30 protein-coding genes and 1 pseudogene are annotated in these 25,874 nt (G+C 44.9%); 18 read left to right on the top strand and 13 right to left on the bottom strand.

What is annotated here, in order from left to right:
- Positions 1-2,482: 2,482 nt before the first annotated feature.
- The 8 genes from AB6E52_RS06660 to AB6E52_RS06625 all read left to right on the top strand — a co-directional run bounded on the left by AB6E52_RS06660 (position 2,483) and on the right by AB6E52_RS06625 (position 12,043).
- The gene (locus tag AB6E52_RS06660) at positions 2,483-3,292 is read left to right on the top strand and encodes a hypothetical protein (protein WP_136987112.1); all 810 of its coding nucleotides are present in this window, start codon (positions 2,483-2,485) and stop codon (positions 3,290-3,292) included.
- Between the two features lie 11 nt (positions 3,293-3,303).
- A complete protein-coding gene (locus tag AB6E52_RS06655) occupies positions 3,304-4,098 on the top strand; it encodes a hypothetical protein (protein ID WP_136987113.1) in 795 nt (264 codons plus the stop codon).
- Positions 4,098-6,530: a MobH family relaxase gene (gene mobH, locus AB6E52_RS06650; protein ID WP_372134440.1), complete on the top strand. Its 2,433-nt coding sequence runs from the start codon at positions 4,098-4,100 to the stop codon at positions 6,528-6,530. Before AB6E52_RS06655 ends, mobH begins: the two co-directional genes overlap by 1 nt.
- Positions 6,523-8,436, top strand: a complete 1,914-nt coding sequence (traD, locus tag AB6E52_RS06645; RefSeq protein ID WP_162299038.1) for a conjugative transfer system coupling protein TraD — start codon at positions 6,523-6,525, stop codon at positions 8,434-8,436. Before mobH ends, traD begins: the two co-directional genes overlap by 8 nt.
- 9 nt (positions 8,437-8,445) lie before the next feature.
- Positions 8,446-9,072, top strand: coding sequence for a hypothetical protein (locus AB6E52_RS06640; protein ID WP_086715022.1), 627 nt, complete (start codon positions 8,446-8,448; stop codon positions 9,070-9,072).
- The gene (locus AB6E52_RS06635) at positions 9,062-9,745 is read left to right on the top strand and encodes a DUF4400 domain-containing protein (RefSeq protein ID WP_081230206.1); all 684 of its coding nucleotides are present in this window, start codon (positions 9,062-9,064) and stop codon (positions 9,743-9,745) included. The genes AB6E52_RS06640 and AB6E52_RS06635 overlap by 11 nt, the downstream gene beginning before the upstream one ends.
- A 394-nt stretch (positions 9,746-10,139) precedes the next feature.
- Positions 10,140-10,733: a S49 family peptidase gene (locus tag AB6E52_RS06630; protein ID WP_170964549.1), complete on the top strand. Its 594-nt coding sequence runs from the start codon at positions 10,140-10,142 to the stop codon at positions 10,731-10,733.
- A 632-nt stretch (positions 10,734-11,365) separates the two neighbouring features.
- Positions 11,366-12,043, top strand: a complete 678-nt coding sequence (locus AB6E52_RS06625; RefSeq protein WP_372134441.1) for a hypothetical protein — start codon at positions 11,366-11,368, stop codon at positions 12,041-12,043.
- Positions 12,044-12,107: 64 nt separating this feature from the next.
- Here the strand turns inward: AB6E52_RS06625 and AB6E52_RS06620 are convergent, their stop codons facing one another.
- Positions 12,108-12,617, bottom strand: a complete 510-nt coding sequence (locus AB6E52_RS06620) for a hypothetical protein (RefSeq protein ID WP_136987118.1) — start codon at positions 12,615-12,617, stop codon at positions 12,108-12,110.
- A 65-nt stretch (positions 12,618-12,682) separates the two neighbouring features.
- The gene (locus tag AB6E52_RS06615) at positions 12,683-13,171 is read right to left on the bottom strand and encodes a DUF4262 domain-containing protein (protein ID WP_162299039.1); all 489 of its coding nucleotides are present in this window, start codon (positions 13,169-13,171) and stop codon (positions 12,683-12,685) included.
- A gap of 768 nt (positions 13,172-13,939) precedes the next feature.
- Between AB6E52_RS06615 and AB6E52_RS06610 the strand changes: the two genes are divergently transcribed.
- A complete protein-coding gene (locus AB6E52_RS06610; RefSeq protein WP_102305682.1) occupies positions 13,940-14,242 on the top strand; it encodes a hypothetical protein in 303 nt (100 codons plus the stop codon).
- A gap of 92 nt (positions 14,243-14,334) precedes the next feature.
- Here the strand turns inward: AB6E52_RS06610 and AB6E52_RS06605 are convergent, their stop codons facing one another.
- The 4 genes from AB6E52_RS06605 to AB6E52_RS06590 all read right to left on the bottom strand — a co-directional run bounded on the left by AB6E52_RS06605 (position 14,335) and on the right by AB6E52_RS06590 (position 16,157).
- Complete coding sequence (locus tag AB6E52_RS06605) at positions 14,335-14,994, bottom strand: hypothetical protein (RefSeq protein ID WP_154723881.1); 660 nt, start codon at positions 14,992-14,994, stop codon at positions 14,335-14,337.
- On the bottom strand, positions 14,991-15,476 hold the full coding sequence (locus AB6E52_RS06600; protein WP_372134442.1) for a hypothetical protein: 486 nt from the start codon (positions 15,474-15,476) through the stop codon (positions 14,991-14,993). The genes AB6E52_RS06605 and AB6E52_RS06600 overlap by 4 nt, the downstream gene beginning before the upstream one ends.
- A gap of 70 nt (positions 15,477-15,546) precedes the next feature.
- Positions 15,547-15,705 (bottom strand): hypothetical protein, encoded by a 159-nt coding sequence (locus tag AB6E52_RS06595; protein WP_372134443.1) that lies wholly within the window; start codon positions 15,703-15,705, stop codon positions 15,547-15,549.
- 83 nt (positions 15,706-15,788) lie between these two features.
- On the bottom strand, positions 15,789-16,157 hold the full coding sequence (locus tag AB6E52_RS06590) for a hypothetical protein (RefSeq protein ID WP_136987139.1): 369 nt from the start codon (positions 16,155-16,157) through the stop codon (positions 15,789-15,791).
- A gap of 305 nt (positions 16,158-16,462) precedes the next feature.
- Here AB6E52_RS06590 and AB6E52_RS06585 point away from each other — a divergent pair, with 305 nt between their 5' ends.
- Together AB6E52_RS06585 and AB6E52_RS06580 are read left to right on the top strand one after the other, a co-directional pair.
- Positions 16,463-16,807 (top strand): DUF3085 domain-containing protein, encoded by a 345-nt coding sequence (locus tag AB6E52_RS06585; RefSeq protein ID WP_136987140.1) that lies wholly within the window; start codon positions 16,463-16,465, stop codon positions 16,805-16,807.
- A 311-nt stretch (positions 16,808-17,118) separates the two neighbouring features.
- Positions 17,119-17,400, top strand: a pseudogene (locus AB6E52_RS06580) (IS110 family transposase); the annotation flags it as partial.
- A gap of 223 nt (positions 17,401-17,623) precedes the next feature.
- Here the strand turns inward: AB6E52_RS06580 and AB6E52_RS06575 are convergent.
- Entirely contained in the window at positions 17,624-17,767 is a 144-nt protein-coding gene (locus AB6E52_RS06575) for a hypothetical protein (RefSeq protein WP_162497971.1), read from the bottom strand.
- A gap of 394 nt (positions 17,768-18,161) precedes the next feature.
- Between AB6E52_RS06575 and AB6E52_RS06570 the strand changes: the two genes are divergently transcribed.
- The 5 genes from AB6E52_RS06570 (at position 18,162) to AB6E52_RS06550 (ending at position 22,103) form a co-directional block, all read left to right on the top strand.
- Positions 18,162-19,145, top strand: coding sequence for a hypothetical protein (locus tag AB6E52_RS06570; RefSeq protein ID WP_372105001.1), 984 nt, complete (start codon positions 18,162-18,164; stop codon positions 19,143-19,145).
- Between the two features lie 408 nt (positions 19,146-19,553).
- The gene (locus tag AB6E52_RS06565) at positions 19,554-20,963 is read left to right on the top strand and encodes a DNA cytosine methyltransferase (protein WP_372134444.1); all 1,410 of its coding nucleotides are present in this window, start codon (positions 19,554-19,556) and stop codon (positions 20,961-20,963) included.
- A 98-nt stretch (positions 20,964-21,061) separates the two neighbouring features.
- Positions 21,062-21,391, top strand: coding sequence for a hypothetical protein (locus AB6E52_RS06560; protein WP_372050541.1), 330 nt, complete (start codon positions 21,062-21,064; stop codon positions 21,389-21,391).
- 84 nt (positions 21,392-21,475) lie between these two features.
- Complete coding sequence (locus AB6E52_RS06555; RefSeq protein ID WP_154723879.1) at positions 21,476-21,871, top strand: hypothetical protein; 396 nt, start codon at positions 21,476-21,478, stop codon at positions 21,869-21,871.
- A gap of 16 nt (positions 21,872-21,887) precedes the next feature.
- Positions 21,888-22,103, top strand: a complete 216-nt coding sequence (locus AB6E52_RS06550) for a hypothetical protein (protein ID WP_372050540.1) — start codon at positions 21,888-21,890, stop codon at positions 22,101-22,103.
- A gap of 367 nt (positions 22,104-22,470) precedes the next feature.
- Here AB6E52_RS06550 and AB6E52_RS06545 read toward each other — a convergent pair whose 3' ends face one another.
- The 4 genes from AB6E52_RS06545 to AB6E52_RS06530 all read right to left on the bottom strand — a co-directional run bounded on the left by AB6E52_RS06545 (position 22,471) and on the right by AB6E52_RS06530 (position 23,911).
- Positions 22,471-22,932 carry a hypothetical protein gene (locus AB6E52_RS06545; protein WP_372042082.1) on the bottom strand — a complete coding sequence of 154 codons (462 nt, stop codon included), beginning with the start codon at positions 22,930-22,932 and terminating at the stop codon, positions 22,471-22,473.
- Between the two features lies 1 nt (position 22,933).
- The gene (locus AB6E52_RS06540; RefSeq protein WP_102305692.1) at positions 22,934-23,176 is read right to left on the bottom strand and encodes a hypothetical protein; all 243 of its coding nucleotides are present in this window, start codon (positions 23,174-23,176) and stop codon (positions 22,934-22,936) included.
- Between the two features lie 212 nt (positions 23,177-23,388).
- Positions 23,389-23,643, bottom strand: a complete 255-nt coding sequence (locus tag AB6E52_RS06535; protein ID WP_102305693.1) for a hypothetical protein — start codon at positions 23,641-23,643, stop codon at positions 23,389-23,391.
- A gap of 61 nt (positions 23,644-23,704) precedes the next feature.
- Positions 23,705-23,911 (bottom strand): hypothetical protein, encoded by a 207-nt coding sequence (locus AB6E52_RS06530; protein WP_081230226.1) that lies wholly within the window; start codon positions 23,909-23,911, stop codon positions 23,705-23,707.
- A 184-nt stretch (positions 23,912-24,095) separates the two neighbouring features.
- On the opposite strand from AB6E52_RS06530, the gene AB6E52_RS06525 reads away from it, so the two are divergent.
- On the top strand, positions 24,096-24,251 hold the full coding sequence (locus AB6E52_RS06525; protein WP_372134445.1) for a hypothetical protein: 156 nt from the start codon (positions 24,096-24,098) through the stop codon (positions 24,249-24,251).
- Positions 24,252-24,557: 306 nt separating this feature from the next.
- Positions 24,558-24,917, top strand: a complete 360-nt coding sequence (locus AB6E52_RS06520; protein ID WP_372105006.1) for a hypothetical protein — start codon at positions 24,558-24,560, stop codon at positions 24,915-24,917.
- Between the two features lie 26 nt (positions 24,918-24,943).
- On the opposite strand, the gene AB6E52_RS06515 is transcribed toward AB6E52_RS06520, so the two are convergent.
- Both AB6E52_RS06515 and AB6E52_RS06510 read right to left on the bottom strand, forming a co-directional pair.
- Positions 24,944-25,195, bottom strand: coding sequence for a hypothetical protein (locus AB6E52_RS06515; protein ID WP_372069103.1), 252 nt, complete (start codon positions 25,193-25,195; stop codon positions 24,944-24,946).
- A gap of 85 nt (positions 25,196-25,280) precedes the next feature.
- Complete coding sequence (locus AB6E52_RS06510; RefSeq protein WP_372069104.1) at positions 25,281-25,793, bottom strand: hypothetical protein; 513 nt, start codon at positions 25,791-25,793, stop codon at positions 25,281-25,283.
- Between the last annotated feature and the right edge of the window lie 81 nt (positions 25,794-25,874).

Raw genomic sequence — 25,874 nt, 5'->3', positions numbered from 1 at the left:
TGACCCTGCCCGAGCATCAATCATCGACCGTGACATCCTAAGAATCAGAATTGACCCTGCCCGAGCATCAATCATCGACCGTGACATCCTAAGAATCAGAATTGACCCTGCCCGAGCATCAATCATCGACCGTGACATCCCATGAATATGATTCGACCCTGCCCGAGAGTGAATCAATGACCACTGGCTAACCGTAAAGAGTCTAACCAAGACATTGAAATGGAATCCTGAGCGGTACAGCCCTTCTTAAAAACAAAAAAATAAATATAAATATCCAAAAATCATCTCAAGCCGAACGGTACTACCCAAGATTGAGTCGTTGCCCGAGACGGTTCAATTTCTCGGGGTGACAATGAATATGAATTAATTACTAAACAATCTAGAAAATGGTGTTCAAGCCAATTGTCTTTGACGGATTCTCAACTCACGATGACCAGCGGATTCTCGGTTAAAAGACCGGCGCTGGTGCCGCGTCATGCCATCCCGTGTCAGTGCGAGACATGCGGGATTAATTCCCACGCCAGAGCGAGCGCCTGGGTACTAGTCATCGGCCGGTTCCAAGGCAGGGAGCTGGTGGCAGGTCATAACGTCCAGTGTCGGTCAGAGATATTGAACTTGGATATTAGTTACCAGCGAGCCCCGGTCCGTGCATTCATCTCCAGCAGGTAATCGGGTGATAAACCGACGCTGGTGCTGCGTCATAACATCCCGTGTCAGTGCGAGACATGGGGAAATGATACTTACGCCGGAGCGAGCGCCTGGGTACTAGTCATCGGCCGGTTCCCAGCCGAGGAGCTGGTGCCGGGTCACATCATCCCGTGTCAGTGCAAGACATGGGAATCGTTACCTACGCCAGAGCGAGCGCCTGGGTACTGGTCATCCGCCGAGTCCCATCGCCCGGTTCCCAGCCGAGGAGCCGGTGCCGGGTCATAACATCCCGTGTCGGTCAGAGATATTGAGCTTGGTATTAACAATCCGTCGTACCAAGTTGATTCAATAGGCTTGAGATTTGGTCGAGCTTTAAGTCATTCGTGTTGATTTTGATTAGTTTGAATAGCCCGACTGTTTTAGGCCCTAAGCTAATTGGCGCCGCACTGCCCGAGCAAAAGGTCCGTTCGTTCACCAAAGCCTATGAGTGTTCATCTCCCAGTGCCAGTGCGAGACATGGGGTATTAATACCCACGCCGGAGCGAGCTCCGGGGTAATGGCCAGTCGCCGGGTCCCAGCCGAGGAGCTGGTGCCGGGTTTACTGCATTCAGTGTCGAGCAATGACATTGAGTTTCAGTTTTTTTTATCAGCGAGCCCCGGAGATACTTGTGACCAGCAGGTTCTCGGGTGAAAGACCGACGCTGGTGCCGCGTCACATCATCCCGTGTCACTGCAAGACATGGGAATCGTTACCTACGCCGAGCAAGAACCTGGGTACTGGTCATCCGCCAGGGTCAACTGAAGACCGGCGCTGGTGCTGCGTCACATCATCCCGTGTCAGGCAATGACATTGAATTTCAGTTTTTGCTACTAGCATCGCCTGGTGACCAGCAGGTTCTCGGGTGAAAAACCGACGCTCTTGCCTGATCAGAATACCGACAGTCAGGCTAAAATGTTGGGGTTGTGCTTAAGATGGAAGTTTACTTACCGACCATTAATTTCTATTTGAGCTTACTGAATACATACTGACAATTCTTAAGCCACGGACACCATTGCTAGTCATTGCCTGATTAAAAAGCCTAAGAGTACATTCGGCCCAGAAATGTTCATCTCCCAGTGCCTGTCCAAGAGGTAGATAACGTCGAGGTCCTGATGACCAGCAGAAAACTGAGCGCTGGTGGCTGGCTCGCAACTGAAATGTCATTCAAAGATGTGGGAATCGAAATCTACGCCGGAGCGAACACCAGGGCGCTGGCCAGCCGAGGAGCTGGTGCCAGGTTTATTGCATTCAGTGTCAGGCAATGACATTGAGTTTGATAATTTTCATACCAGCGAGGCCCAGGTGATACTCGTGACCAGCAGGTTCTCGGGTGATAAACCGGCGCTGGTGCCGGGACACATCATCCCGTGTCAGTGCAAGACATGGGAATCGACATCTGCGCCGGAAGAAATTCTTGGGTGCTGGTCATCCGCCGGTTCCCAGCCGAGGAGCTGGTGGAAAGTCATTAGTTCCAATGTCATTCAGAGAAATTGAGTTGAGCGACTGCACGAGCTCGAATCGTTGGTCACCAGCTGAATTCCACGAACGCTGGTCATGTCTAGTACCCCTTCCCTGTCATAGCGAGACAAAGTGTTAGGCTGAACAAATTCAAATTCGTGGATACGACTTTCATGATTGAACCATTGTTCATACCAACGTAAACACCCGCAGACCTGCCCTATTCGGAAAGCAATTCTGAAATCTATTAGCGAAAATTCGTCCCTTATTTGAAAAAACGTCGATTTATTTCATGCAGTATCAACCAATACCCCATTTGGGAAGGAGACAGGGTTTATGCATGAACAGGCGGATGTCCTTGACGTTCAAACAGACGAACTTGATGTTCTTACTGAGGACATTGAGGCTGATGTTCAGGTTAAAAAAGACGATATCCATGCAGATTTAAAATTGGGTTTGATCACCAAGAACCTAAAACGTAATGCAATGGAACTGAAGGCGGTCTATGCCGAAGCCGGTGAACTTATAGCCGAAATGGAAGACTTGGCTGACAAGTATTACCGAAAACCTCAGCTCGAACAGAACCATGTAATTATCAAAGACAATTCTTACAACCGTAGAAGCACGTTCGCCAATACAGGCCATGTACTGATTGGGACTAAGTATTACACCAAAGACAGAGACGGTTGGGAGATGGTGATGTGTTTTGAACTTCGAATGCGTGACATGAGCCGCTTAAACAAAACAACAAAAAAGAAGGCGTATCACTTTGATCCCGATAAGAAGATTCCGAATTCAGAGAAATACTATGAAATTCCTAAGTTCGCGACGAAGTACGAGAACAAGTCAGAGAACAAGATTCCCTACAAAGTGCTGACCCACCCTTTTTCCAAATCACAATGTAAAAAATACATGAGGGATTGGGAATTAAAGCTGTTCCTAGCATTTAAGAAAATCATCAGTCCACCCACACGACGTTACCTCGGATTAAGGGAGCGCTATAAAACGCTTCGAGAGGAACGACGCGTATTACTCAGCATTTTCATTGCAGATAGAGGGCTCCCACTAAGCAGGGAATACAACCGAAAAATAGGCGAGCTAGAAAAGGTCATCGCTGACCATTACCCAGAACTCATCAATCTCTAAGGAGAATCACCATGGCTGAATTTAAGCAAATGCGACGCCACATCCCCGTTTCAATCGTGTGTCGAAGCGAGACAATGTACCGCTACTTAGGTCAAAAAGGCGGTCAATTGGTTGGCGCAACACAACGAATTGCGACGCTGTACGAGTCCACCGAAGACAACGATGAAAACCGTGATGCGGTAGTGTCTATCTTTGAAACCAACTTTGAACATTTGGAAGAAGGTCAAGGTGAGTTTGCAAGACAGGCTGATGCAGTGAAGCGTAAATACCGCAAACAAAATCGCAATGTACCTTTTCCTGAAATCGAAGTACCAGATAACCACAAAGTCGTCATCGATGTGACCCACCCTGTCTTCCAACGTGTGTTGCAGGTCATTCGAAAGTTCGACAACTCGATGGCGGTCATGGAAGTACTTTGGATGGTAGGCGATGTCGACGAAGAACGTTACAAGTACGCGAAAATCAAACTCGCTTCTACGATGTCGCGCTTCTCTAACGACGTGTTCCGTATTACCAACCAACTTCGCTCGCTAGACACTGGTCGCGGCACAACACACCAACGCGTTAATCAACAAATCAATCAAAAGTTGAAACCAGTAGAGGTGGTTGAAGAGGTCACCGATGAGCAGCCAGATAACGTGTCGGCTCCATTGAATGAAGCTGAAACTGAGCAAGAAGCAGAACCGGTGGATATTCATGCTGGTGGCGCTGAGATATTAGGCGAAGACGAAGACCCACTGAGTGCGGAAGAAATTCAAACCGTAATAACTCAAAAATCCGATGAGTCACTACAGGAATCAGCTTAATGCGAATGTTTGATGGCGTCAGATCAAAATTAACTCAAAGTGCAATTATCGTAAAAGAGAAATTGCGCTTGAAAACTGGTGAGCTGCATGAGGAGTTCGCCAGTGAAACTATTTTGAAGCAGCAGCAGGAGATCACACGCTTGCAGAAAGAAGTCGCAAGCATGATCAAATACCCGCCGACGCCAGATGGTGTCCCTGTCTTAACGGAGGGGGACATTTTATTCGCTTATAGAGGCATTATTAAGGAAACCTTCCTTGCCGTAGGCATGCTCGAAGGTACAGATAAAAACCTGACGCCATGCTTTATGAACACGTACATGCACGCGATCCGTTCTGTGATTTCATTTTTCCACCTACTGCCTGCTAGTGAGTACCATCATCACAATGAAGTTGGCGGCCTACTTCGTCATTCATTAGATGTTGCCTTAATGACCTTAAGAATGTCGAAGGGCTCTCGGCCTTTGGCTATCGGATTCCAAGATGAGGAGATGCTACGAGAACCGCGATGGCGCTTTGCCGCATGGTTAACAGGTTTGTTGCATGATGCAGGGAAAGTCATTTCTGACATGAGGGTTTCGGGGAAAGAGCTGGATACTACCTGGAACCCACAAATTGAAACCATTTACGAATTCAGTGAAAGATACGGTATTGACCGCTACACCGTTAGCTGGAATCCACGCCGTGCTAATCATTACCATGAGAAGCTGTCAGTGCTGTTATTAGACAGAGTTCTGAGTGACACAGCAAAGCGCTGGTTATATCAATCTAACGATAACCTTTCAGGACCAATCATTGACGCGCTGCAGAATTATGCCCGTAAGGAAGGGTATATCGAGAAACCATTGCGCCGTGCCGATGCGCTCAGTGCCGAACGAGATCGTAGAACCCAATTCCACAAACTCATCGGACAGCGTAAAGCCGGTAAGAGTCACGGCATTATCTCGGCCATCCGTGATTTACGAAAAAACCGTTGGAACAAAGTCAATGAAATCGGTGCTCGCATGTATGTCATTGATGGGGAGGTATATCTCGATTACCGAAATGGCGTGCAAGACATCATCAGCCACATGAACGCCAATTCTAGCAACTCGGGTCACCTAGCCAGAATTGAATCCAACATTGGTATCGTGATTCAGGAGATGGAAGAGCTAGGTATTGTGGAGCCGATGCACGAAGAGTCAGACTTTGTGAGGCTCACATTTACAGCGAAGCAAGGGAAGATGCGACAAGTTGATATCGTTCGTATCAGTTATCCAGATTTGGTCTTCGAAGGTGAATTACGCCCACCTAACCTTAAAGACTGTTACATCGAATTTTCTAGCATGGGCGAACGCTTAACAATCGACGCCAAAGGCAGCTTGGATTATACCGAGCCAAAAGATAACCCATTTCAGACCCTTTATAACTTGGACCCAGAGCAAGGCTCCCAAGTGAATCGTAATAAGGCTCGTTCGTTGAATTTGCCGGGGCTACCAAAACCACCTGAAGAACTCATGCAAGCTGCTGAAAATCAATCACCGACAACGACCCCGCAGCAGATCAATGCACCAGCACCGGCCAACACGAGCAACGATGGGAAGCCAGCAACAGCGACACCTGCTCAAAACAACGTACCTGCGCAGAAACCAGCACCCAAACCACAAGCAACGAAAAAGCCAGCAACGAAAACGCCAGCAACGAAAACGCCAGCAACGAAAAAAGCAGCGACTAAGACGAACACCACAAAGGCAAACTCACCGTCAAAGACAAGGGGGCCAACAATCGTGTTCGAAAATGAAACAAATCAGTCGGTGGAAGAAAACAATGCGGCACCTAGTGTATGGGATGGCATGAACATCAACGCAGCTGACGACAAACCGGTTCAGGCACCGTCGTCCAAACCTCTAGCCACCGCAGCTAAAGGGCGTAAGTCCCAAACACAGAAAGCACCGCAAAGAGCTTCCGCTTTAAAAAATGTGTCTGATAAAGACCTAAGAACCTTGTGTTATGTGATGGCATGGGCGCTATCCAATGGTAGGACCGATGGTGATTCCATTGTCAGCTACAGCTCAAGAAATGCGATCTACGCGCACAAAACGTGGGTTCTTTGTCTTGTAGAGATGACCAACATGGAAATGAATACAATGGCCTTTTTTGACCGCTTCGGAGATGACATAGAGCCAGGGAAAGTATTGGGCATTGACGCGACAGAGCACATCAAGTTGGACAGCAGTTGCGTCAAAGCCTTCGCAGAGCTGTTCGGTGTGGGCGAAAAGCTGTTCTTAGATCAAATTAAAAATTTCAATGACTATGGTAGGCCGGAGCGTATGGATAACCTCGATTTCTTTGCAGGAAAGCTCACCATTAACAGCGAGCAAGAGAAGTTAATTTTAGATTCAAACCTCGCCAAAGAATTGAACTTAATTGCTAATGGAGTCGCTTCTGATGTTTAAGTCAAAGACAAAACCCCTGTATGACGATATTCAAGACTACTTCCGTGAAGTGTTTGAGATACAACAAGCTCGCGCATGGCTGGCTTCGGGTGCTTTTTTCAGTGTCGCTGGTGGATATCAAGCATTGTACAACCTATTCACTGAGACACCGGCTCCCGATACGGTGATGCTGACAGGCCTAGGTATGGCCACCAGCTTTGTCATGGCCGCAAAACGATCTTCTGAAGCATGGCCAATTCTAAAGATGCAAGCTCGATTGTGTTCAAACAAACTGGATATAGAGTCTTTGGAAGACACTCGAAAGAAGGCAGAAAAATACAAAGACCGCATGTACTTAGGGACCGGCTTTAATTGGGGGCCTGAGCACGCCATCAATATGTATAAAATCAACGCCCTCCCTTCTGCACGCCGCGACCAAAAAGTGCCTTTATATTTAAGGAAGTTTATCCCCTATAACCCTGATCTGAACGAAGCATTAGGTGGGGAGCCATTCCTCATGGCCTTGGGCAACGAGAAAGCTGTGACTGTGCATTATGATGTAGGCCGCGCACACACAATCATCTACGGCGTTCCGGGCTCTGGCAAAACAACGTTGTTAAAGTTAATCGCATTAAACAAACTGTGGTCAAAGCGAAAATGCTTGCTCATCATCATCGACCCAAAAAATACGCCGGAAATGCGAAATGGGTTGAAAGCAGAGATGGTTCGTCAGGGTAAAGGGGACCAGTTCTACTATTTTGCCCCCGCACGGCCATCAGAGTCTGTCGTTGTTGATTGCCTAGCCAACTATAACCGAACATCGGAACTGGCAACCCGTGTCGTTGAATGTATTCCAACGGGCGGCTCTTCTGGGGAAGTATTTAAACAATTCTGTTGGGAACGTGTAAACCAAATTACTCAGGCAGCGGAATACATCGGTGAACGACTCACACTTCGTACCCTTCATTACTACCTGCGTGAAGGTCTAGTTCGTCTGGTAGAGAAAACGTGTGAAACGTACTTCAGTCAAGAAATAGGTGTGGACTGGAAAGCCCAAATGAACGGTCGCATCAAGGCCATGGGCTCGCAAGACTGGCTTGAAAATATGATCATGTATTATTCCGATGTCATGGCCAAAGACAAACCTTGCTCTCAACTTTCAGGGATCATTGACGCCTTCCATAAAAAGTCATCTGAAGTGAGCACCAAAACTGGCTCATTGAATGCAATTCTGGAACAACTTTGTTCGGCGCCTCTAGATACTTTGTTGTCCCCTGATTTAAATAATTTGTCGGACAACCAACCGAACGTCGTCAATTTACGCGAGTTATCAAACACAGGTGGAGTGCTGTACTGCGCCACAGACGGTTTAACAGACCCAGTGATTTCAGGCACCTTATCGAAGCTTGTGTCGGCAGCTGCAGCGGCATCGTCAGCTGAACGTTATAACTTTGGTACAGGAGAAGAGCCAGAGGTTTGCTTTATGGTTGATGAAGCCCATAACGCGCTTAATGATCCAATCCTGAATTTACTCGCCGTCGGTCGTCAATCCAAATACGAACTGTACTTAAGTACCCAGTCCATGCCCGACATCGTAGAAAAAACCTCGCAAGCGACCGCCGATAGGATAACCGAGCTGTGTGCCAATACCATCGCCATGCGATGTGAAGGCAAAGTAACTCGTGAATATGTATCAGAAAAGATGGGGGCTGCCGATCTAAGAAAGCATCAAAAGATGATTTCAAACAGCGCCTCAACACAAGATTCCGTCTCTTCATTCAATTCAGGTTCTGGTGTACGTGAGTCATCAGAAGAGCGCAGTTTATTTCCACCGTTCATGGTATCGGCCTTACCCAATTTGCAAGCTATATGCAGCTTCTCAAATGGAAATAAAACCCTACTCCGCCTGCCTGTAGAGCCACGTTAAGGAAATATTATGAAAGTATCGACCAAATTCAAAAAAATTACTGCCAGCGTTTATCTGAATCGAACGATCGATAAAGAGTTGAGCGAGCGATTGAATTATCAAGCGTTTATTTGGCCGTCTCTTGGTGAGGTTCAAATGCGAGTAGTGAGGTTATTCGGTGACGTTGTGCCAGCTTCTTTCAATGAAGGAGAAGAAGAACTCTTACTTGACGTGGTATTGCGAGAGATGGCCGATACATGGGATGAGCATTATGAAACACACGGCAAGGAAGTCGCCTTCAAGCACATCTTTTTGAAAGTGTTTGACCGAACCTCAGAACTGTTCAAAGTCATGGTCACATCAGAAGACACAAAGGCAGGCTGCGACCTAATCTGGGACCCGATTCGCTGTTCATTTTCAGACTTTGCTACGTCCAGCCGCGTATGTTGCATGGAAGTCATTGACAGAAAACTAACCTCAGAGAGCGAGAAACATTGTCGCCAACTGAGCCTGTTACTGCTCCCTCAACTCTTCGGTCGTCCTGAACTCAATACAATGGGTATCGCACCCTACGCCTTCGAAGATCCTCGCTCGGTGAATTTGTTAGACCTGTTACTCAAACCTGAAAAGATATTGGAGGCTGCTCATGGCGCATGATACCCAATCTTTTATCGACGAAGGTAACAAAGCCCTACTCGGTGATGGTGTCTCGATACTAAACCCGTGGGTAAGACTGGGGTTTATGATCTGGTTCTTTTCTTTGTTGTATTGCTGGTTTGGTATGTCAGCGGAGCAATTTAGAGCCGACGTCATCGATGAGGTGTCCATTGTTCAGTCGACAATGACCGAAGAGCAATCAGAAATAGTGTTCGACCGTGTAAACGGTCAATACCAGACGACGATGGTCGATACGGGCATCTCCAATGTCATTGATAGATTTTATATCAAACCTGAAAAAACAAATGGGTCCGGGGTCTTTATTGCAGGCATATCAGAGCGGCTGGTGGATAACACAAAGATGTGGTGGTATCGCAGCATACTTCGACTGAACGTACTCATGGAATGGCTTCTTTTAGGCGGGGTGCTTATCTTCGCGTTCATGAGTGATTCTTACTACGAATATCGTAAGCGAATCTACGCCTTTACACAGCACAACGTGAAAATAGCGGCAATGGCCTTTCGCATGATATTCATCATTCTCTTTTCACTATGGGTCTTCCTTGTTGTCCCCATCATTGATGGCGGATTCTGGCGATATTTACCCCTATTTTTCATTGGTTTATGCATCCTATTAACCACCACGATCATGCGTGAATTCCAACGCTTTTAAACAGACATAGGTAATCAATAACATGCGGATATTTAAAAAGAAGAATCAAGAACCAAAGTCATTGAGAGAAAACCTCAAAGAGTTTACGCAGCGATACCGGTCTATTCACAACCTAAATCGGATTAAGGTTGGTTTCATTGTTTTTGGTGTGTTGTTCGCGGTCGGTCAAACCATATACCGAAGTCACTATTTCAACATGCCGGTTCCGCACATAGCGCTCATACAACTGGAGGGAGCCGTAGAGAGAGGCAGTCCGACAGCTGATGGAACTATCCTGTCAGAAAGCATAAGAAAAGCCATGAAAGATCCATTGGCTCATGCCATTTTGATTGAAGCGAACTCACCAGGTGGCAGCCCAGTGCAGGCCGAGATATTACATAGGACTTTAATGTCCATGAGAGAAACTACCAATAAGCCGGTCTATTTTTCGATAGGTGAAATGTGTGCGTCGGCTTGTTTATACATCAGCTCTTCCGCTGACAAGGTGTATGCACATAGAAATTCATTGATTGGCAGTGTCGGGGTACGAATGGATACATGGGGGTTCGACAAACTCATTGAACAAGTTCAAGTTCAAAGACGAACGTACACGGCGGGTAGAAACAAAGCGCTTTTGGACCCATTTTTACCTGAAAACCCAGAAGCAACAAAGCACATTGAGACGCATGTCCTCCAGCCGCTGTTCGAAGAATTTAAAGATGCCTTGATTGAAGGTAGAGGCGAGAAATTGATGACGGATAACCCGGACATCTTTACCGGTTACATCTGGACCGGGGCTGAAGCTGTCGATATAGGCTTTGCAGACGAAGTGAAAACGCATTTCGAGATCCGTGAAGGACTAAGAGATGAATACAAAGTCACGGACATACAGAACTACACCAAAGCTAAATTCAGCATGATGAAGATTCTGAGCTCGGACTTTTGGGCAGAAGTTCTGGTTAAAACCGCCATCAAGCTGCGTGCAGATACCGAGCTGGAATTGAAATAGACGTCATGCTGGTTAAGAGCTGGCACTTGTCAGGGAAAGTGACATCAGGATTGCTTCTGTGATGTCACTCTCCCTGAATATCAAGTGAAATGGATGACATGATTGCGAAGAGCGTGCTTTCAATGTCGTTCAAAGACAATATTCACGCAGGTGGTGGAGTGATGGCAAAGGAGCCTACCCCTGTATGCGATAACATAAAATGTTATTGTTGAGTAATATTTGAGCAGGGTAACTGAAGTATCTTCATATACTGGATGCGTTTCAGTTCGTGGAGTACCAACAAGCACGTAATCGAAGGGTGTGATGTATGTTGTGTTTCTTTTATTCGCAATGGCAAATGCTACAAAGATTGATCTTGTGCCAATAAATGTGACCGGATTCAAAACAACGAATGATTTGAGTCAATGAAATCATCAACTTGGCTAGAGCAATTGCTTAAGCCATTGATATCTCTATAAACAAAAGCACTCACTCGTTAGATAGCTGCAAGCCCTTTAATTACACGGGATTATGCATATAATCCGGTAAGACGTTTATTAAAGATGCCTATTTGCCAATAGCAGATCCCTTAATTACTATATTCAAAACTATTAGAAAATTATCACTCCAATCTTATTGCAGTTAGGTGGCTTATGAGTAACAAAAAACAGGGACGTGACAACAAAGCAAGCACTGATGAACTCAATTTGACGCATCTGCTTCCTACACCTAACGGTAATGATGTTCGCGACGAAGTAAATGCGATTTTCCACAAAATGTCATGTTCTGAGCATGAAACCAATAAATTTGACGCTGAATGCTGCAAGAAGGTAGCGGATAAATTGACGCACCTCTATGCGTCAAGAGGGATCATTAGCGGTGACTTAACTGAGCATCATAAGCAAATCGTGGATTTTTCTCCTGAAGTGGAGCTGCCGCGCTATTTAGAAGGCCAAGCAGAAGATGAGCTTTTATGTAGCGCTCAGTGCCAATCATCAAACCACCAGCCGAATGCCTCACCGCCTGAGTACCCAATTGACACACTCAATGATCGGATTCTTGCGATTGTTGCAGAAGGTAAATACCTAGAAAGTCGCATGAAAGAACTCGGCGCAAAGGGTGGTGGTATTAGTACGATGAAGCGTTCGATTAAATACAAGTTACCCGATTGGGTTCTTAAGCATTGTGATGTGATTAGCGAGATCCACTTCAAGGCACTCCATAGACTGGATTACAATGTCAGTCGACAAGAGACAGAATCTTTCTTGGAAGCGTGTTCGCAGTTAAGAGCAGGGTTCTTTTGCGTAGACGATAACCGAGATGAGCAATAACCATGATCTGATGAGACTGTTCATCGTCAGCGCATGTAAATACCCATCCCCTATCTTCGTTAATCTAAGAGCGCGTTAACTCACTCAGGTCGTATTCAAAGTTCAGAGCCGAGTGGTGTAGGACACTGGCCGTTGTCTCTGCGCGAAGACTGGCCACAAATAAAGTTACGTTGTGTGCAACTTCTGCTTTATTCTCGACATTATAAGACCGTGATGTTCTCTTCCGCTTCGACGTCCTTACTCCAAATTCATCAGATGTAAACTCAGTCCAAGATACGTCGAATACTGGGTATGGCTTTCCTCTACTGACTCGTTGTGTTTCTCTCACTGACACTTGGCACCCATACTTAAGCTTCTTTACCCATCGTGGGTACGCGAGAATTAATGCAGCTCGCATGTCTCCATAAATATACGCGAGTTGCGCTTTAACGTATGTTTCTGCACTGGCTTTAGGGGATTGATAACGAGAGGTAGAGAAATACTCACTGTCAGTGGCCTTTTCAGACCAAACAGTCGGGATCTGAATAAAGTAAGATCCCGCCCGTTTACTGCATGGAAATACATAGCTATTCATGGGTTGAAATTGTCCATCCTTGGTCAAATAACAGTCGTAATATGGAGAAATGGATGTTCTTCTATCTAGTTGTATAAGTTTTCGATCTGTTGCACATCAAAGAAGATGCTTTGATACTTTTTCCATTTTGAGTCGACGTGCTCTTGCCACGGAAAGCGGCCATTTGGGTCGGGTAAAACCAGTTGAAACATCGGAATTTGCTTGTCGGTCATGTCCAGCGTGGTTTCAGCAACGGTGAACGTACCATCATGCATATGCTCTTGAGATACTTTAACCAATGCAACCGGCACATTGAATACCTCTTCAACATAAGTGATAGGTTCATCTAACTCAATCACGCGTTCTTTGATGTGTTGAGCAAAATGGTTTCCGAAGAAGTGCATTTGTTCTGGACTTAAGCCGGTAATGGCGATCTCGAATGCGTTATCTGTACTGACCGACACGCCAACGGAGTACACATACTCTTCACCCTTTGGGCTTGCCGTCATAATGAACGTTGCCTCACCGTCTTTTAATGATGCTACAACTGAATCCATAACATTTAAACGTTCCATAATCATCTCTCTCATTGTGGGGATGGGAGTATTATGTAAGTCCGTTTCTTCGTATCCCCCCGATAGTTGAATCGTCCGATAGTTCAAAAGGGTTCAGTGGGTAAACGGGGGGTAAAATAGAAACCCGTTCAAGTCAAAAAGCCATGAAACATGACTCATTAGATTTCACCGTTGCACAATTTACTTGAATGAAGATTCCAAATGAAAATGTAATAAAGTCTCCATTATGAGAATCAATCCAAAACATACCAAATTTTGTTGAAGAATTCAGGGGATCTTGGTAAACAGATATTAATGCAATTGAGTGCATTATCATTTGCCACTTAGCAAGGCGTTAATAATTGATAGAATGGTTTTGTTTCGAGTTAACGGAAACTTTAATGGTTTAGTATATTGTTACCTTTATTCAAAATTTTATACTAAGTCTTAAAATTCTTTCCGTTAATTGACATATTGTACCACACTCATCTGCATACTGTTTTACATGGACGGACACTGTACGACAGTAGCAACAAGTCCAAAAACTAAAAAATGCTATAATTTGATAACAAAAATATTAATAAGAGCACTCACATTTTTATAGCGAATGTGGTTGTTTTAAAGCCTTGTTTTACCGAAGGTTTTAAGAAAAGAAAAAACTAACTACGTCAAACGTTGCAAACAGTAGATATATCAAAAGTAAAGGAGTGTACGTCTACGCATTTCCTAAACATTTATAGCCATTCGAAAGTTTGGTTTAACTAAAGATAAGAATACTAAGTTAATATTATGCAACTACATCATACGCACGAGTTAAACACCACATCGAATCCATTTGAAACATTTGATGAAAACATCATTATGTTTTTGGAACATTATCAGATCCTCGATTTCAGTTTTGAGTCGTTGAAATCCTTTTTGAAAGCAGAGTATTGTGCGGCAAAGAAAACCGCTTCTTTAAACTTAACGTATCAAGAATGGGCGTCAAAGAACGACGAATATGTGTCGACCGTTTCTTCTTACTTCATTTATAAAAATTGGTTAATGAAATACGCGCCAACGGAATCTAACCAATTGGTCACGCTGCATTAACTGAACGCGTAAAAGCCCAAACATCTCACCGATATTTGGGCTTTTTCTTTGCCTGTCCCTACCCGATTTCATGTCATATACATGGTTTCTTTCTAACCCTCCGGTGATTCCATATTAAAACAGACCTTTCTTTGTTTTCTTGAAATGACATCGATCTGCTGAATGACGACGCTGGCCGGAAGCGCAGGTTTTCCCCCTACATACTCAAGATGCTGTAACTTCAAAAGCAATTGAATTAAAAATGCCTTGCATAACAGTTCAGATATCTCTTCGACACACACCGTTAAGTGGTCCAAAGGGCTCGATTTATCGAGGTGATCAAAGTATTCATTTTCGATGAACGACAGGGTGACAGCCCCAGAACCCACACAAGGTTCATATAACGATATTGCCCCACTATCTTCATTCATACCTGCGCGATTCAAGCCAGCTAAGAGCTTTGCCAGCGCGATTGGTGTTGGGAAAAAATCGTTGGTGTGCGCCAAGCTGGAGTATTTGGATAACAAGTCCCCAAGAACATCCGTCTCGCCTTCTTCTATGGCCAACTTGCATATCAAGTGCGTCATCAGCTGACAATCCTTCTGGATATCAGGGACGGACAACTGTTCAATAACCGTCTCGCTCGGTGGGTACATCTCGGTATGTAAGAAACACCAATAGTCGATGAACATATCGAGAAATGAATGGGTCCCAAATTGATACCGCATACTTTCAATGACATTATTCAATTGCTTCTTCAGATCCTTACTCATGCGGTTCTCTCCCAATATTTCATCGTATTTGGGTCAACGCACAGCGCCATGTCTAGCCACTCTCCAAGCGCATCATCGCAATAAAAACGAAAACTGAATGCACAAGACTGCTGCTCTAAGTTGCCACGAATGTCGGTAAACCCTTCACTCGACACCGACACCTTGAGGTGTCTGGAATCTTCAGAGAAACTAAGTTGGTACTTATCCATATACGCTAACAGTGCAAACGGATCATCGAACTGGCCATGTATCGCGAAGAACCTCCCTTGTGTCTCGACTAACTGTTGAGTCATTCGCTTCACAGCTTCAAGGTTATCGATAGGGATGACATGACCGTTGTCCAACGACACGTTGTGATTGATGACAAACCGAGGTGGCTTGCCATCGATGCTCATGTAAATTGCACGACTTCGGTAGCTCTGTTTCGACAATGAGGTACGCAAGACCCCATGACTAATGCTGCTAAACAAAATAATGCTCATAAATCACCTCGGCTTTATTCGGGCTCATACCCGTATTCGTCGAGACACAGACCACCAGCGTCATTGAGCCTCACTGAAACACCTGAATGCCAGTGTTGTAAACAATGGATTCCTCTGTACTCCCGTTCGCCAGTGACTGGTCGATGAATTCCTTAAGCTCACCGAGCGTTAATAGATCTTGGGTCTGTGGAGTCGCGTCGATATCTTGCATTTGAATTGTGTCTGTCATGGTCATCACCTTAGTGTTGGTTGTGATACTGGATGTGGAATGAAACGAATTGGCAGTGAACAAGCGGTTAAACGTACCCGCAGTTACCAATCGAAAGTCTCAAACAAAGGGATTTGATTGGCGTCTCGGTCGAATTCAATTAAGCCGATGTGGTTGGACGTTGCCCAAGCCATGATTTGATTAAATGTGTCACTCATACCATCCATCGTATTGAGGGTTAGACCTTCACTGCTCATTGAGTCATCGGGGTCAGCGGCTTGCAGCTTAATAAAGTAGCCATACTCTCGCTCTAGAACGTGTGTGTGGGTGTTACTGTGTTGTTGAACCAAAACGCTCAAGCGTTCGGAGTCATCTTTCGTAAGATGGCTAGTCGATAATGCCAGTGAGAGATAGAGTTCCATGCTGCTTGTTTCAGCGAACTTTTGGATATCGGTTTGGATAGAGTTAATCATCGTCAATCTCCAAGTGATGTGGGTACATAAGGTATGGCCCATCATAGGGAGAGCTGAATGCCACTCCCCCCGAACTGGCTGGCAGGGCAATCATGACAATGGATAGTGAATGAAACGGGGGAGAGATAATTAACGAAGTTGATTTAATGGCAATACGAATGAATAAGGCTATTTATGGTGCCAACTGTTTCCCCACATAATTTCTGCTCGGTTCATTTCTCCCCCCGTTTCCGCCTGGTGCTGATTTGCTCCCCCCAATTTGCTCGCGTAGTTTGATAGGACATCCACAAAAAAAGGAACTCATTATGGGAATCGCAATCTTTACTCGTCAGCAAGTGGAAGAACTTGTCCAATTCTGTAAGAAGCACAATAAAACCCAGTTTTTCCTTGCCAAAGACCAAGGCTTGTACATTGGTCAAACCGTTGGCAGTCAAAAAAACAATGACTTTGAGAACAACATTCAATATGCCAACGGGTGTGATCCTAAGTTGGATGATGATGAGTGGTGGGATAATTCAAGGGACATCGCAGGTGGCGACGATTTTGGCGAACACCTCCCTTTAGGCACGATTGAGAAGACCTTAGCTGACAACTCTTGGAAGAATCTTAAAGTGAAAATCACTGAAACCGAACTGACGTTCATCGTCTAGTAAAGAGTGGCAGTGTTGAAGTATTTTGACATACGGCGTTGTGAGCACAGCGATTGATTTATTTATAGTGGGGTCGCACTACCCGCACATGCGTTCCCACTATAAATATCGCTTTTTCACGATCGATTAGAACTCAGGGCTGCGTTCAGGATTTGCAATGTGACCCCTACCTCTTGCCTCCCGCAAAACCGCCTACGGCCATAGCCAGTTGACAGTACGGCTTTAAGAATGAGTACACCACACTGAGTAGTGCAGATACTGAACTATGACCCTCACCTCCCCCCTAAAATCGCACAAGCCATTATCCAATCCCCAGCGAACAAAGAAATGGGGGGATAGCTAAAATCGGTTCGATAGGAAGAGGTTTTAAAAATACTCTGTTTCGAAGCCAATTGATTACTGGTGCGATGTCGATCGTAAGCAAGGTTGCCAATCGCCCACCGAAAACAAAAAAAGAAGAGTGGCTAAAAAATTTAATTGAACGTAGAGGTAAGAAGTGTGCTGCGGTAGCGTTGGCAAATAAAAATGTCAGAACAGCATTTGCTATTTTAACTCAAGGTACGGAATATAAAGCTGAACCGTTAGTATCTTAGTAAATTGTCTTAACAGTAAAATGCATAAATTGGATGAAAATCAGTTAGTCAAAGCAGCGGGCATCTGAGAGTCTTGAACTCGTAGCTTAGATTTGCTACTAACTCGCGTAAATATCGTAGAGCCTGAGTTAGCTGCTCTTGTTGAGCTCGTACATAAGTGCGCATTTATTTCTGATTTACTGACGATTACTGTTGACAATGGGGAGTCCACATAAGATGCCCACTATAGTGCGGAGAGTACGGCGACCACGAAAAAGTACTGTCCAACCTCTTTCCAACTCTCATTGCCTTTTGGCCACAGCGTATTAACCACTTCCGCTGCTTCATCATATAACGCACCTTGAATGGATTCACATACGTTCATCATACTGACTACCTAGCACTTACCCGAATTGTGGTTTTCAGGAGGAACGTCCTCTCACGATTCTTTTCCCACTCAGCCCAACGGCCAAGTTTCGTTACATTGTCCGAGCCGCTGCTTTATTCAGGCTCGTAGGTTCATCTGGTGATACAGATGGTTCACTCGTTAAGCGGTGAACAACGCTTCATACGACCTCAGGTCGCACGGACAATTCTGAGTTACGAGCGACTAGATATGAAAGCTCGGAGTAGAAATCCATTTACTGAAAATTGCACATCGTTTACTGTAATTTACAGTGCATCGTTTAATATATGCGCCAATTACTTATGTAGCTCAACATTGTGATTTGTTGAGACTAAAACTACACTTAAGCTTCATATTTTCTTCAGGATTTTTATTTATGATTACTCCAAACACTCAAGTGTTCGCTCTTTCGTCTATCGCCTTACTGTTAGCTGGCTGCTCTCCATCCTCCGACCTAACAGTAACTGGAACAGTTAGTGATTACAAAGGATCAGCTAGCATTACCCAAGGTCTTGCAAAAACAGTAGAAGCAGACCTTTTTGAGTGTGCGAATGGTCGAAGCCGTGTTGCAGGCATCGGTGAAATTGCTGACGCAGATGGAAAAGTATGGACAGTCCCTGCTCAAAACCATTTCACAACTGCGCCAAAAGCGGTCGATCTTTATGAAGAGTGCGCCAATATCACACCCGAAAGCATAGCCGATGTGGATGAAGCCTCTGTGCCTGTGGCTGTTATTGATTCAGATGGTGAAGAGATCACTGGTTACATCTTTGCTGACAACTATTTCGAGCTATATATTAATGGTCAGCTCGTAGCAGTAGACACTGTACCTTTCACACCGTTTAACTCTAGTATTGTAAAGTTTAAAGTAAATAAGCCATACACGATTGCTGTAAAAGTAATTGATTGGGAAGAAAACTTAGGTTTAGGTACAGAAGATAACCGTGGGAAAGCATTCCACCCAGGCGATGGTGGCTTTATCGCAAGCTTTAGTGACGGCACAGTGACAGGTTCCGACTGGCAAGCTCAGACATTTTATACTGCACCAATCTATGATTTAAGTTGCCTAAGTGAAGTTGATGGGAAGCGACTATCGGAGAACTGTACAACACAAGGTACAGATAACGGTGAAAATGCTTATGCAGCTCATTGGGAAACCCCAAGTAACTGGATGGCAAAAGATTTTGACGCAGTTTCATGGCCGCAAGCGACTGAATACTCAGAAGATGAAATTGGTGTGAATAACAAGAAATCTTACATGAACTTTATTGATAAATTCAGTGGTGCTGGAGCTAGCTTCATTTGGTCAACAAACGTTGTTTTGGATAATGAAGTTCTACTTAGGTACGAAGTAAAATAGCCTTACCCTCTCACATAAGAAGCAGTTATATCTCATCAGAACAGATATAACTGCTTACCTTTCTTTGTTCGTTACTTCTTACAAGCCCTTTTCCCTCTCTAGCAAGCTTTGGGGCAGATCCTAGTTAACCGTGCAGTCAGCACAGCTCTGAGTATAACTGTCTTAGCTGGCAGTATCTCTCTCCATCTTAATTCTTGCACCTAATGATTAAGTGCATATTCACTCATTAGAGGTGTTAGATGAAGACGCCAGATTGAACGGATAACATAGCTACTGACTCGACTAAATTGATAAATTAATGACTTATCGTTCCTCTAGCATCTGAAGCGATGCGCTCCACTAACTCGGGTCACACTCACAAGATTCAAAGACTCAAACTGACAATATTTACCGCTCAATATCGATATTATGAAAATTAAAGAATTCAGCACTTGGGGTCCCTTATTACAAGATGAGCACGGCGACTGGCGACCAGATCCTGATCGTAAGGGAGAGACATTCAGAGATTTCACCAAAGCGCTGACGGTAGGGTTATCCCCTCGTGACCCGTCGTGGAAAGAATGCGTACTTGCTTGTGGGATTCAATACGACATTAAGCAGAAGCTCAAACTGTTCAAAGGGCTCCAGTACGATGTTGATTTCCGTGAACTAGTGGCAAGTGACTACGGCGTACCAACGATTAGAAAGCGTTTGTTTATGGTCATGAGAAATGACGGACAACCGATTGAATGGCCAGAAGTCAGTCACGGTGATCCAGCAATCAATAATCAATTAGCCCCACAAAAGGTTGCTGCCGACGTGATTGATTGGACTATCCCTGTAAAATCCATATTCAATCGTAAAAAGCCATTGGTAGAGAAAACCATGGCTCGTATCGCCAAGGGGTTACAAAAATTCGTTTTTGATTCTGATGCGCCTTTTATCGTCGAGCACAAAAACCAACGACCATTCATTACCGAACACGCCAATGCGAGCAGTCAACGTAATATGCCAATCGATGAGCCGTTAAGAACCATTTGCGCTCAGGTGAAAGGGGGGCATTTTGCTGTTGTGTCAGCAGATTTAGAGCAAGCATTCCCCAATGAGCAAAATAATGACTCGCCATCGGTCAAGGACAACAACCAAGAGTTGTTAGCGTTCATGGCCAAACATTTTTCAGGATGTTCTGGTGCCGATATCAATGATCCGTTAGCGACGATCACAGGCGTCGACCACAACGCATTAGTGACAGCGAACGTCGAAAAATCGATTATTCCCACCTATGAAGAATGGATTCAATCTACTGAAAGATGGGGAGGGACACGCGCTGAATATGAACGCCTGTTTGGTCAAGACGTGGACACAGTTACTACCAGTCACGTTATTAAGATGAGAGGCACCAATCTTGGGCATACAGTGAGTGAACCGGCTCATACAGTGAGCGCTGGTGGCAATCACTTAGGGATCGTCAACAGCTTTCTCATTAAGTATTTTGGTTCTAATTTCGGCACTGACATCACTACGCCAGTTCACACGTTAACCACCAAAGAGCGCTTTGGGCTCGTTGTCGTGCGGGGCGAAGTGATGGTTAAGATGCACGGTGCTATCTATCGAGTGATCGATATCGGTATGAGAATGCTAGAGCCCCATGAACTCTTCTTGGCTCAAGGCTTTCCAAAAGACTATCAATTTCAATTTGACCAAAATGGAAAGAAAATCAGCAAAGCCAAACAGGTCGCACGCTGTGGTAATTCTGTTTGTCCTCCCGTGGCAAAAGCATTGGTTTCGGCCAATATCAAGCACATACCGATGAACTACGCTTTACCAATAGCCGCTTAATACCGTCGTCTCCAGTACCCATGAACTAGCGGCCTAGTTGGTCGCTAGTCACCGAAAGCCAAAACAATGTAACACCATCACGGACATACGGAGTTCACATGGCAACACAGCTTCAATGCGAAATCAAAATCTCGACAAGCTTAATGGCCGTTTCAGTGGTATCTGTCCACTACGATAACAATCAATTTCTCGGACTCATCGATCAAGACGGAGATATTTTGGGTATGCCATTCAACAGCCGACCTTACAAGCCAGTCAATCCATACAGTGAATCACATAGCAAACCACGTATCGGTGAGCCCTACATCGGTTACGCCGCCAAGCAACGTTACGATGGCACCTACGATATCCTATCCGAGCCCAAACCCGTTTCAAGATCCTGGGAGGACATCGAGGATGCACAAGTCACCGAACTTTACTGCAAATAAAGGCAGGAATCTCTGCGGCTAATTGAAATTTCACCGAGCCCTTCTTGTTATAAATGGATATCGTCAGAAATTGGAGACATCACAATGCTAAAGAAAATTACGAGCTTTACCCTAAAATCAGTGCTCGCGTTCTCTGTAACGATAATCCTCGTATCATTCGGTCAATTAGGTCAACTCATGGCGAGTAAAACCCACCTTGAAATGTCAGTCATTGAAAATTGGATCACCTCTCACCCAGCTGATATCGTACTGGTGGCCGAGTATCGAGAGAATTGCTTAAATCATGGCAAACAGGTTACCAGAGATAACCTCGAACAATCCTTAGCAGCGGCCAAACTAGAAGATTTCCTTGTCACCAAAGAGCGCTGTGCGAAATCGATGGGTTTAGAAGAGCTGCATAACAACATTGAAGTCGCCGTCCAACAAATCGAGTCGTATGCTTGGCCATTGTCATTGCTGGACGACTCACTAACGAACTAGCGATAAGGAACTTGCCATGTTACATACACAAACAAGCCCAACTGCGGCACAACTAAAACATATCATTGCAAAAGCCGAACAAGACAAAGCGTATCGATTAAAAACGGCAGCGTTTAAAGAGTGGCAGCACAAACTCCACCCAAATGACCAACTCCCCCGAGGTGCCTTCTTTAAGAACAAACGTGCGGGAAAGCCCATCGTTATCATGGACGAATTTCATTGGTACTTTTAAAGACCAGCACATCCATTCCCGTATGACCCAACAGCCGCTCTCAGTACCACAAACCAAACACAGAACGCTTAAACCTAAGCCACATTGGGAACACGAGCGCGAATACTATTCAGATGATAGAGGAAAGGTATGACAACTTCACTTGAAGCAATGCAAAGAAACGGTGTTGTCATGGAAAGACAGTGAGGGAACGTAATCAAGCGGAAATAGCAGGTCAAAATATGCACAGTTTATGCAATTGGATTTCTTACACACCGAATTGGTTAAAAAATACACGGGGGTTATACCCCCAAATCCTCTGAATGACAATCAAATATATGAATATAGTTGCTTAATAATTCACTCTAAAAAGCCCTGTCACCAACAATCAACCTAGAAAATATTGTCGATACGCCGTCGAGCGTCGGAACCACATCATCTCTACGCCAACAAAGCGACTCAGTTCACCATAAGCCTGTTTCATTTCACTCATCAAATCTGATGTTATTTCAAAGAGTTTGTAATAGATAACTTCATACTTTCGCTCGTTAAGTTTAGCCAATACTTGATAGGTAGGGTCTACATAGTCGCCATCAGCCAGTTTGAGCCAGCAGTGTTCTATCGGTAGCCAAGTGCCGCCACAATTCACCATCGCAACCCCGTAAACCACACAGTCTGCATTCAGTAAATTCAAAGCCAGAGCGCTGTTGTCATAGCAAAACGACGGAATTGTTACTTGCTCTATGACGGCCAATTTGTCATCAGGAAGGTCAGTCACCGTGACCCCCTCCATGTGGTCAGGATTAACGCAGATCATTTTCGCCATTTCTGGACTCGCTTGAATACTCATACTATGCCCACCACGGTTTGTTGCAGGCCCAAACAATGGTTGCTCCCGCTTCATATTTGCATTGCTCTGCAAAGTCATGAGCCTCTTCTGAATGGCCAAAGCTTTCATCGGTATCAATACCGAACACATCTGCCGCATGACCGTTCAGTCTTACGCCGAAGCCTGTGAACTGATTGGCTTTATCAAGGACTTCATAAATCGTTGCTGTGTTTTCTTCTGTATTCGTTGCTGTATTAATTGACATGATATGAACCTGTTATTGGTTGAGGACAGGTTCATTATGCGTAATGAAATATGCCTTCCCCCCAGAACGAGACGATGGCCAGCAATTTAGGGTTTCAGAGGCATTTACGGGGGGAGTTGGGGGGAGTAAGCGTTGTTAGCATGCCGAGTTTAGAGAGCGCAGTGCCATCTCACACAGACAGTATCACCTCAGTGACAATCAATGACATCAATCTAACAGGTCATGATCTTGTAATGCCCCATTGTCCCTCTTAGAAATTCTTTTGATACCCTCTTAATGTGCTCGATATCCGAGTCGTTGAGTTCCGGGTAGTAGTTGACAACCAAGGCACGCACCGCCGCATCACGACTGACATGGATACCCAAATCTCTTTCAATGACATTCACAAACTCAGGTTTACCTGAACCGCGAATACCTTGATCACGCTTCCGGCACGTCTTGAAGATAGCCCACTCTTTCTTGCTCATCGTAAAGCCCTTATATTCTGGATGCGCTCTGTATTAACGCGACGCGACCTTGACCACCAAATCAATGAATGGGGGTTAACGTCATACTGAAATCAGGTGCCACCCATTGCTTGAAGTCACCGGAATGAACAACAAGTTGAAGCTTATAGCCAGTACAATTGAGCTCTTTTTTAGCAAGCCTCACTAGAGCTAGACCTGTTTTGTCCGTTTTAAATTCAACGGTCTTTGATGTGAATGCCGAGTGCAGTTCCGCTTTAAATGTTTGCATTAAATATCTCACTCTGTTCGTTAGATATCTCCAGTATCCACCCCCTTACTTCCCTCGCCCCCCATTTGGGGTTTGGAGTGATATATGCCCTACACACATTGATCGAAAGGGGGGGAAAATAGTGTGCAGCCATAGAATAAAAGTTCAGGTACATAAACCGTCATTCAAAAACAGGGAGAAGAGCATGAGCCAAACCATTACCGTGTATTCATCGAACTACCATCACGGAAGCAAGTCTGATGGCGTATCGAGCAACGATCTGGAACCGTACATCTCCAACAATTACGCCTCTGAATGGCTATCTAATCTCTCAAGTGCTCCCCGTTTCGTGCGAAAATAAACTCTATTACGTACCCGTGATGCATGATGGTGGAAGAAATAAAGTGAGTCTTGGCCAACAGAGAGAGTTTAAGACTCACAGCCTGCCATCGAATCAACGCTCGACATCCACTCCAGGTATGAGCCACCAGCCCTGAGCGCCTTCACCTAAATTCAATGATTTTGTGACATCTTGTGCGATAGGCTTGAGCGTTCCCCGTCAATTAGCAAGCCGTTTTCCTCTCGTAGTTTAGACTACAGCCCGGACAGTTAGGTTAAGGTTCAATTTCGATTCACCAAAATCTCGCCCTGACAGGACACCAACGGTATGAACAGTGTTGAAAATTACGAAGTAGGATTAGTGTTTTTCCTGCTCATCATTAGCTTCATAAGTACATGGGCAGCGGTGATCATGGATAAAGTGGGATTGGTGGAAGTTAGCCTTGTTTCAATGGGATTAGCAATCACGCAATCGTGGGATACGCTCATCAAGCAATTGTACTTGGACATACTGGCTCTGGCTCCTGAGATGGACCCATTCATGAGCGTTTTGGTGACTGGGATACTAACGGCAATCGTTGTTCTCGTGCCTCTTGCTGCCATTTTGTTTAGCCCTTTTCCCTTTATTGATGATAACGGGAAGATCAGCTTAAAATATTTCCTATCGATATTCGCCCGCAAAAAATGAGCCTATCCATTTCGTCCTTAGCAGAATTAAACTAAACCATCGTAAATGTATGAAGCATGGGTGTGTCCAACGATAAAAAAGAAGTCGATGTTCAACGCATCCCTAGACAACATCTCCTCGGTGACAATCAGGCAAGGAACACGAGAGCCATTGCATAGAATGTGTCCTACCTCAAGTTTGTCTTTTTCAGCCTTAACCGCATTAGGATATACCGTTTTTACATCAGCTTCAGCTCGCTGCTGATCTGTTAAGTGACGTTCTACAGATGATTTTTTCATATTAATTTCCTGATATTAAACTTCGCTAATCCAAGGTAATCGACGTGACTATCCACATCGACTGCCTTCATTTCTGCTTAAAGTGTTACAAGGAATCGTCTTGTACGACAGTTCCAATTGTCTGCTCCGTTGTCAGGTTCACCAAACGCATGTCACAGACTCGCGCCACATTTTTAACCAAGCATGCCACCTCATCGTCCGGTCCAGCGTCATATCCGTTTAGATTCGTTCTCAGCAACGCATGAGGCAAAATATCAGCGAGTGGTTGTTCGAAGTCGTAGTCATAGTCGTCTGAAAACATCGATATGGTTTCCGTCAATGATTCAAAGGTGCTGTAAGTCTTAAATACCGGCTGACCTTCACTAAACTCGTTGTAGCCATGAGTCGTGATGATATCCAAGAGAAAGGGCTTCCCATTTTTCGGTACGACCTCTACTGCACCAAAATTAAGGATGCCATCAAAGTCATGACCTTTAAGGGTAATAACCAAGGCTAACTGAGCGATTAGGTTTTGATTACGTTCTTGTTGGCTAGGTACTGTTGATATCGCTGCTTTATCGGTCTGATTCGTTTGAGGTGCTGCAATTACTTGTTCCATGTTCAATCCCTTGTGTTATTCACTTAGTTGCTTGGAATGAGTCTATACCTGCCGCTCTGAATGGACAAAAAAAGACGGGGG

Origin of the sequence: Vibrio sp. 10N.247.311.13 (genome assembly GCF_041467595.1) — a bacterium.
In the GTDB taxonomy this organism is placed as follows: domain Bacteria; phylum Pseudomonadota; class Gammaproteobacteria; order Enterobacterales; family Vibrionaceae; genus Vibrio; species Vibrio crassostreae_C.
Note: the sequence above shows the minus strand (reverse complement) of the source record. Positions and strands in the feature narration are given on the sequence as shown.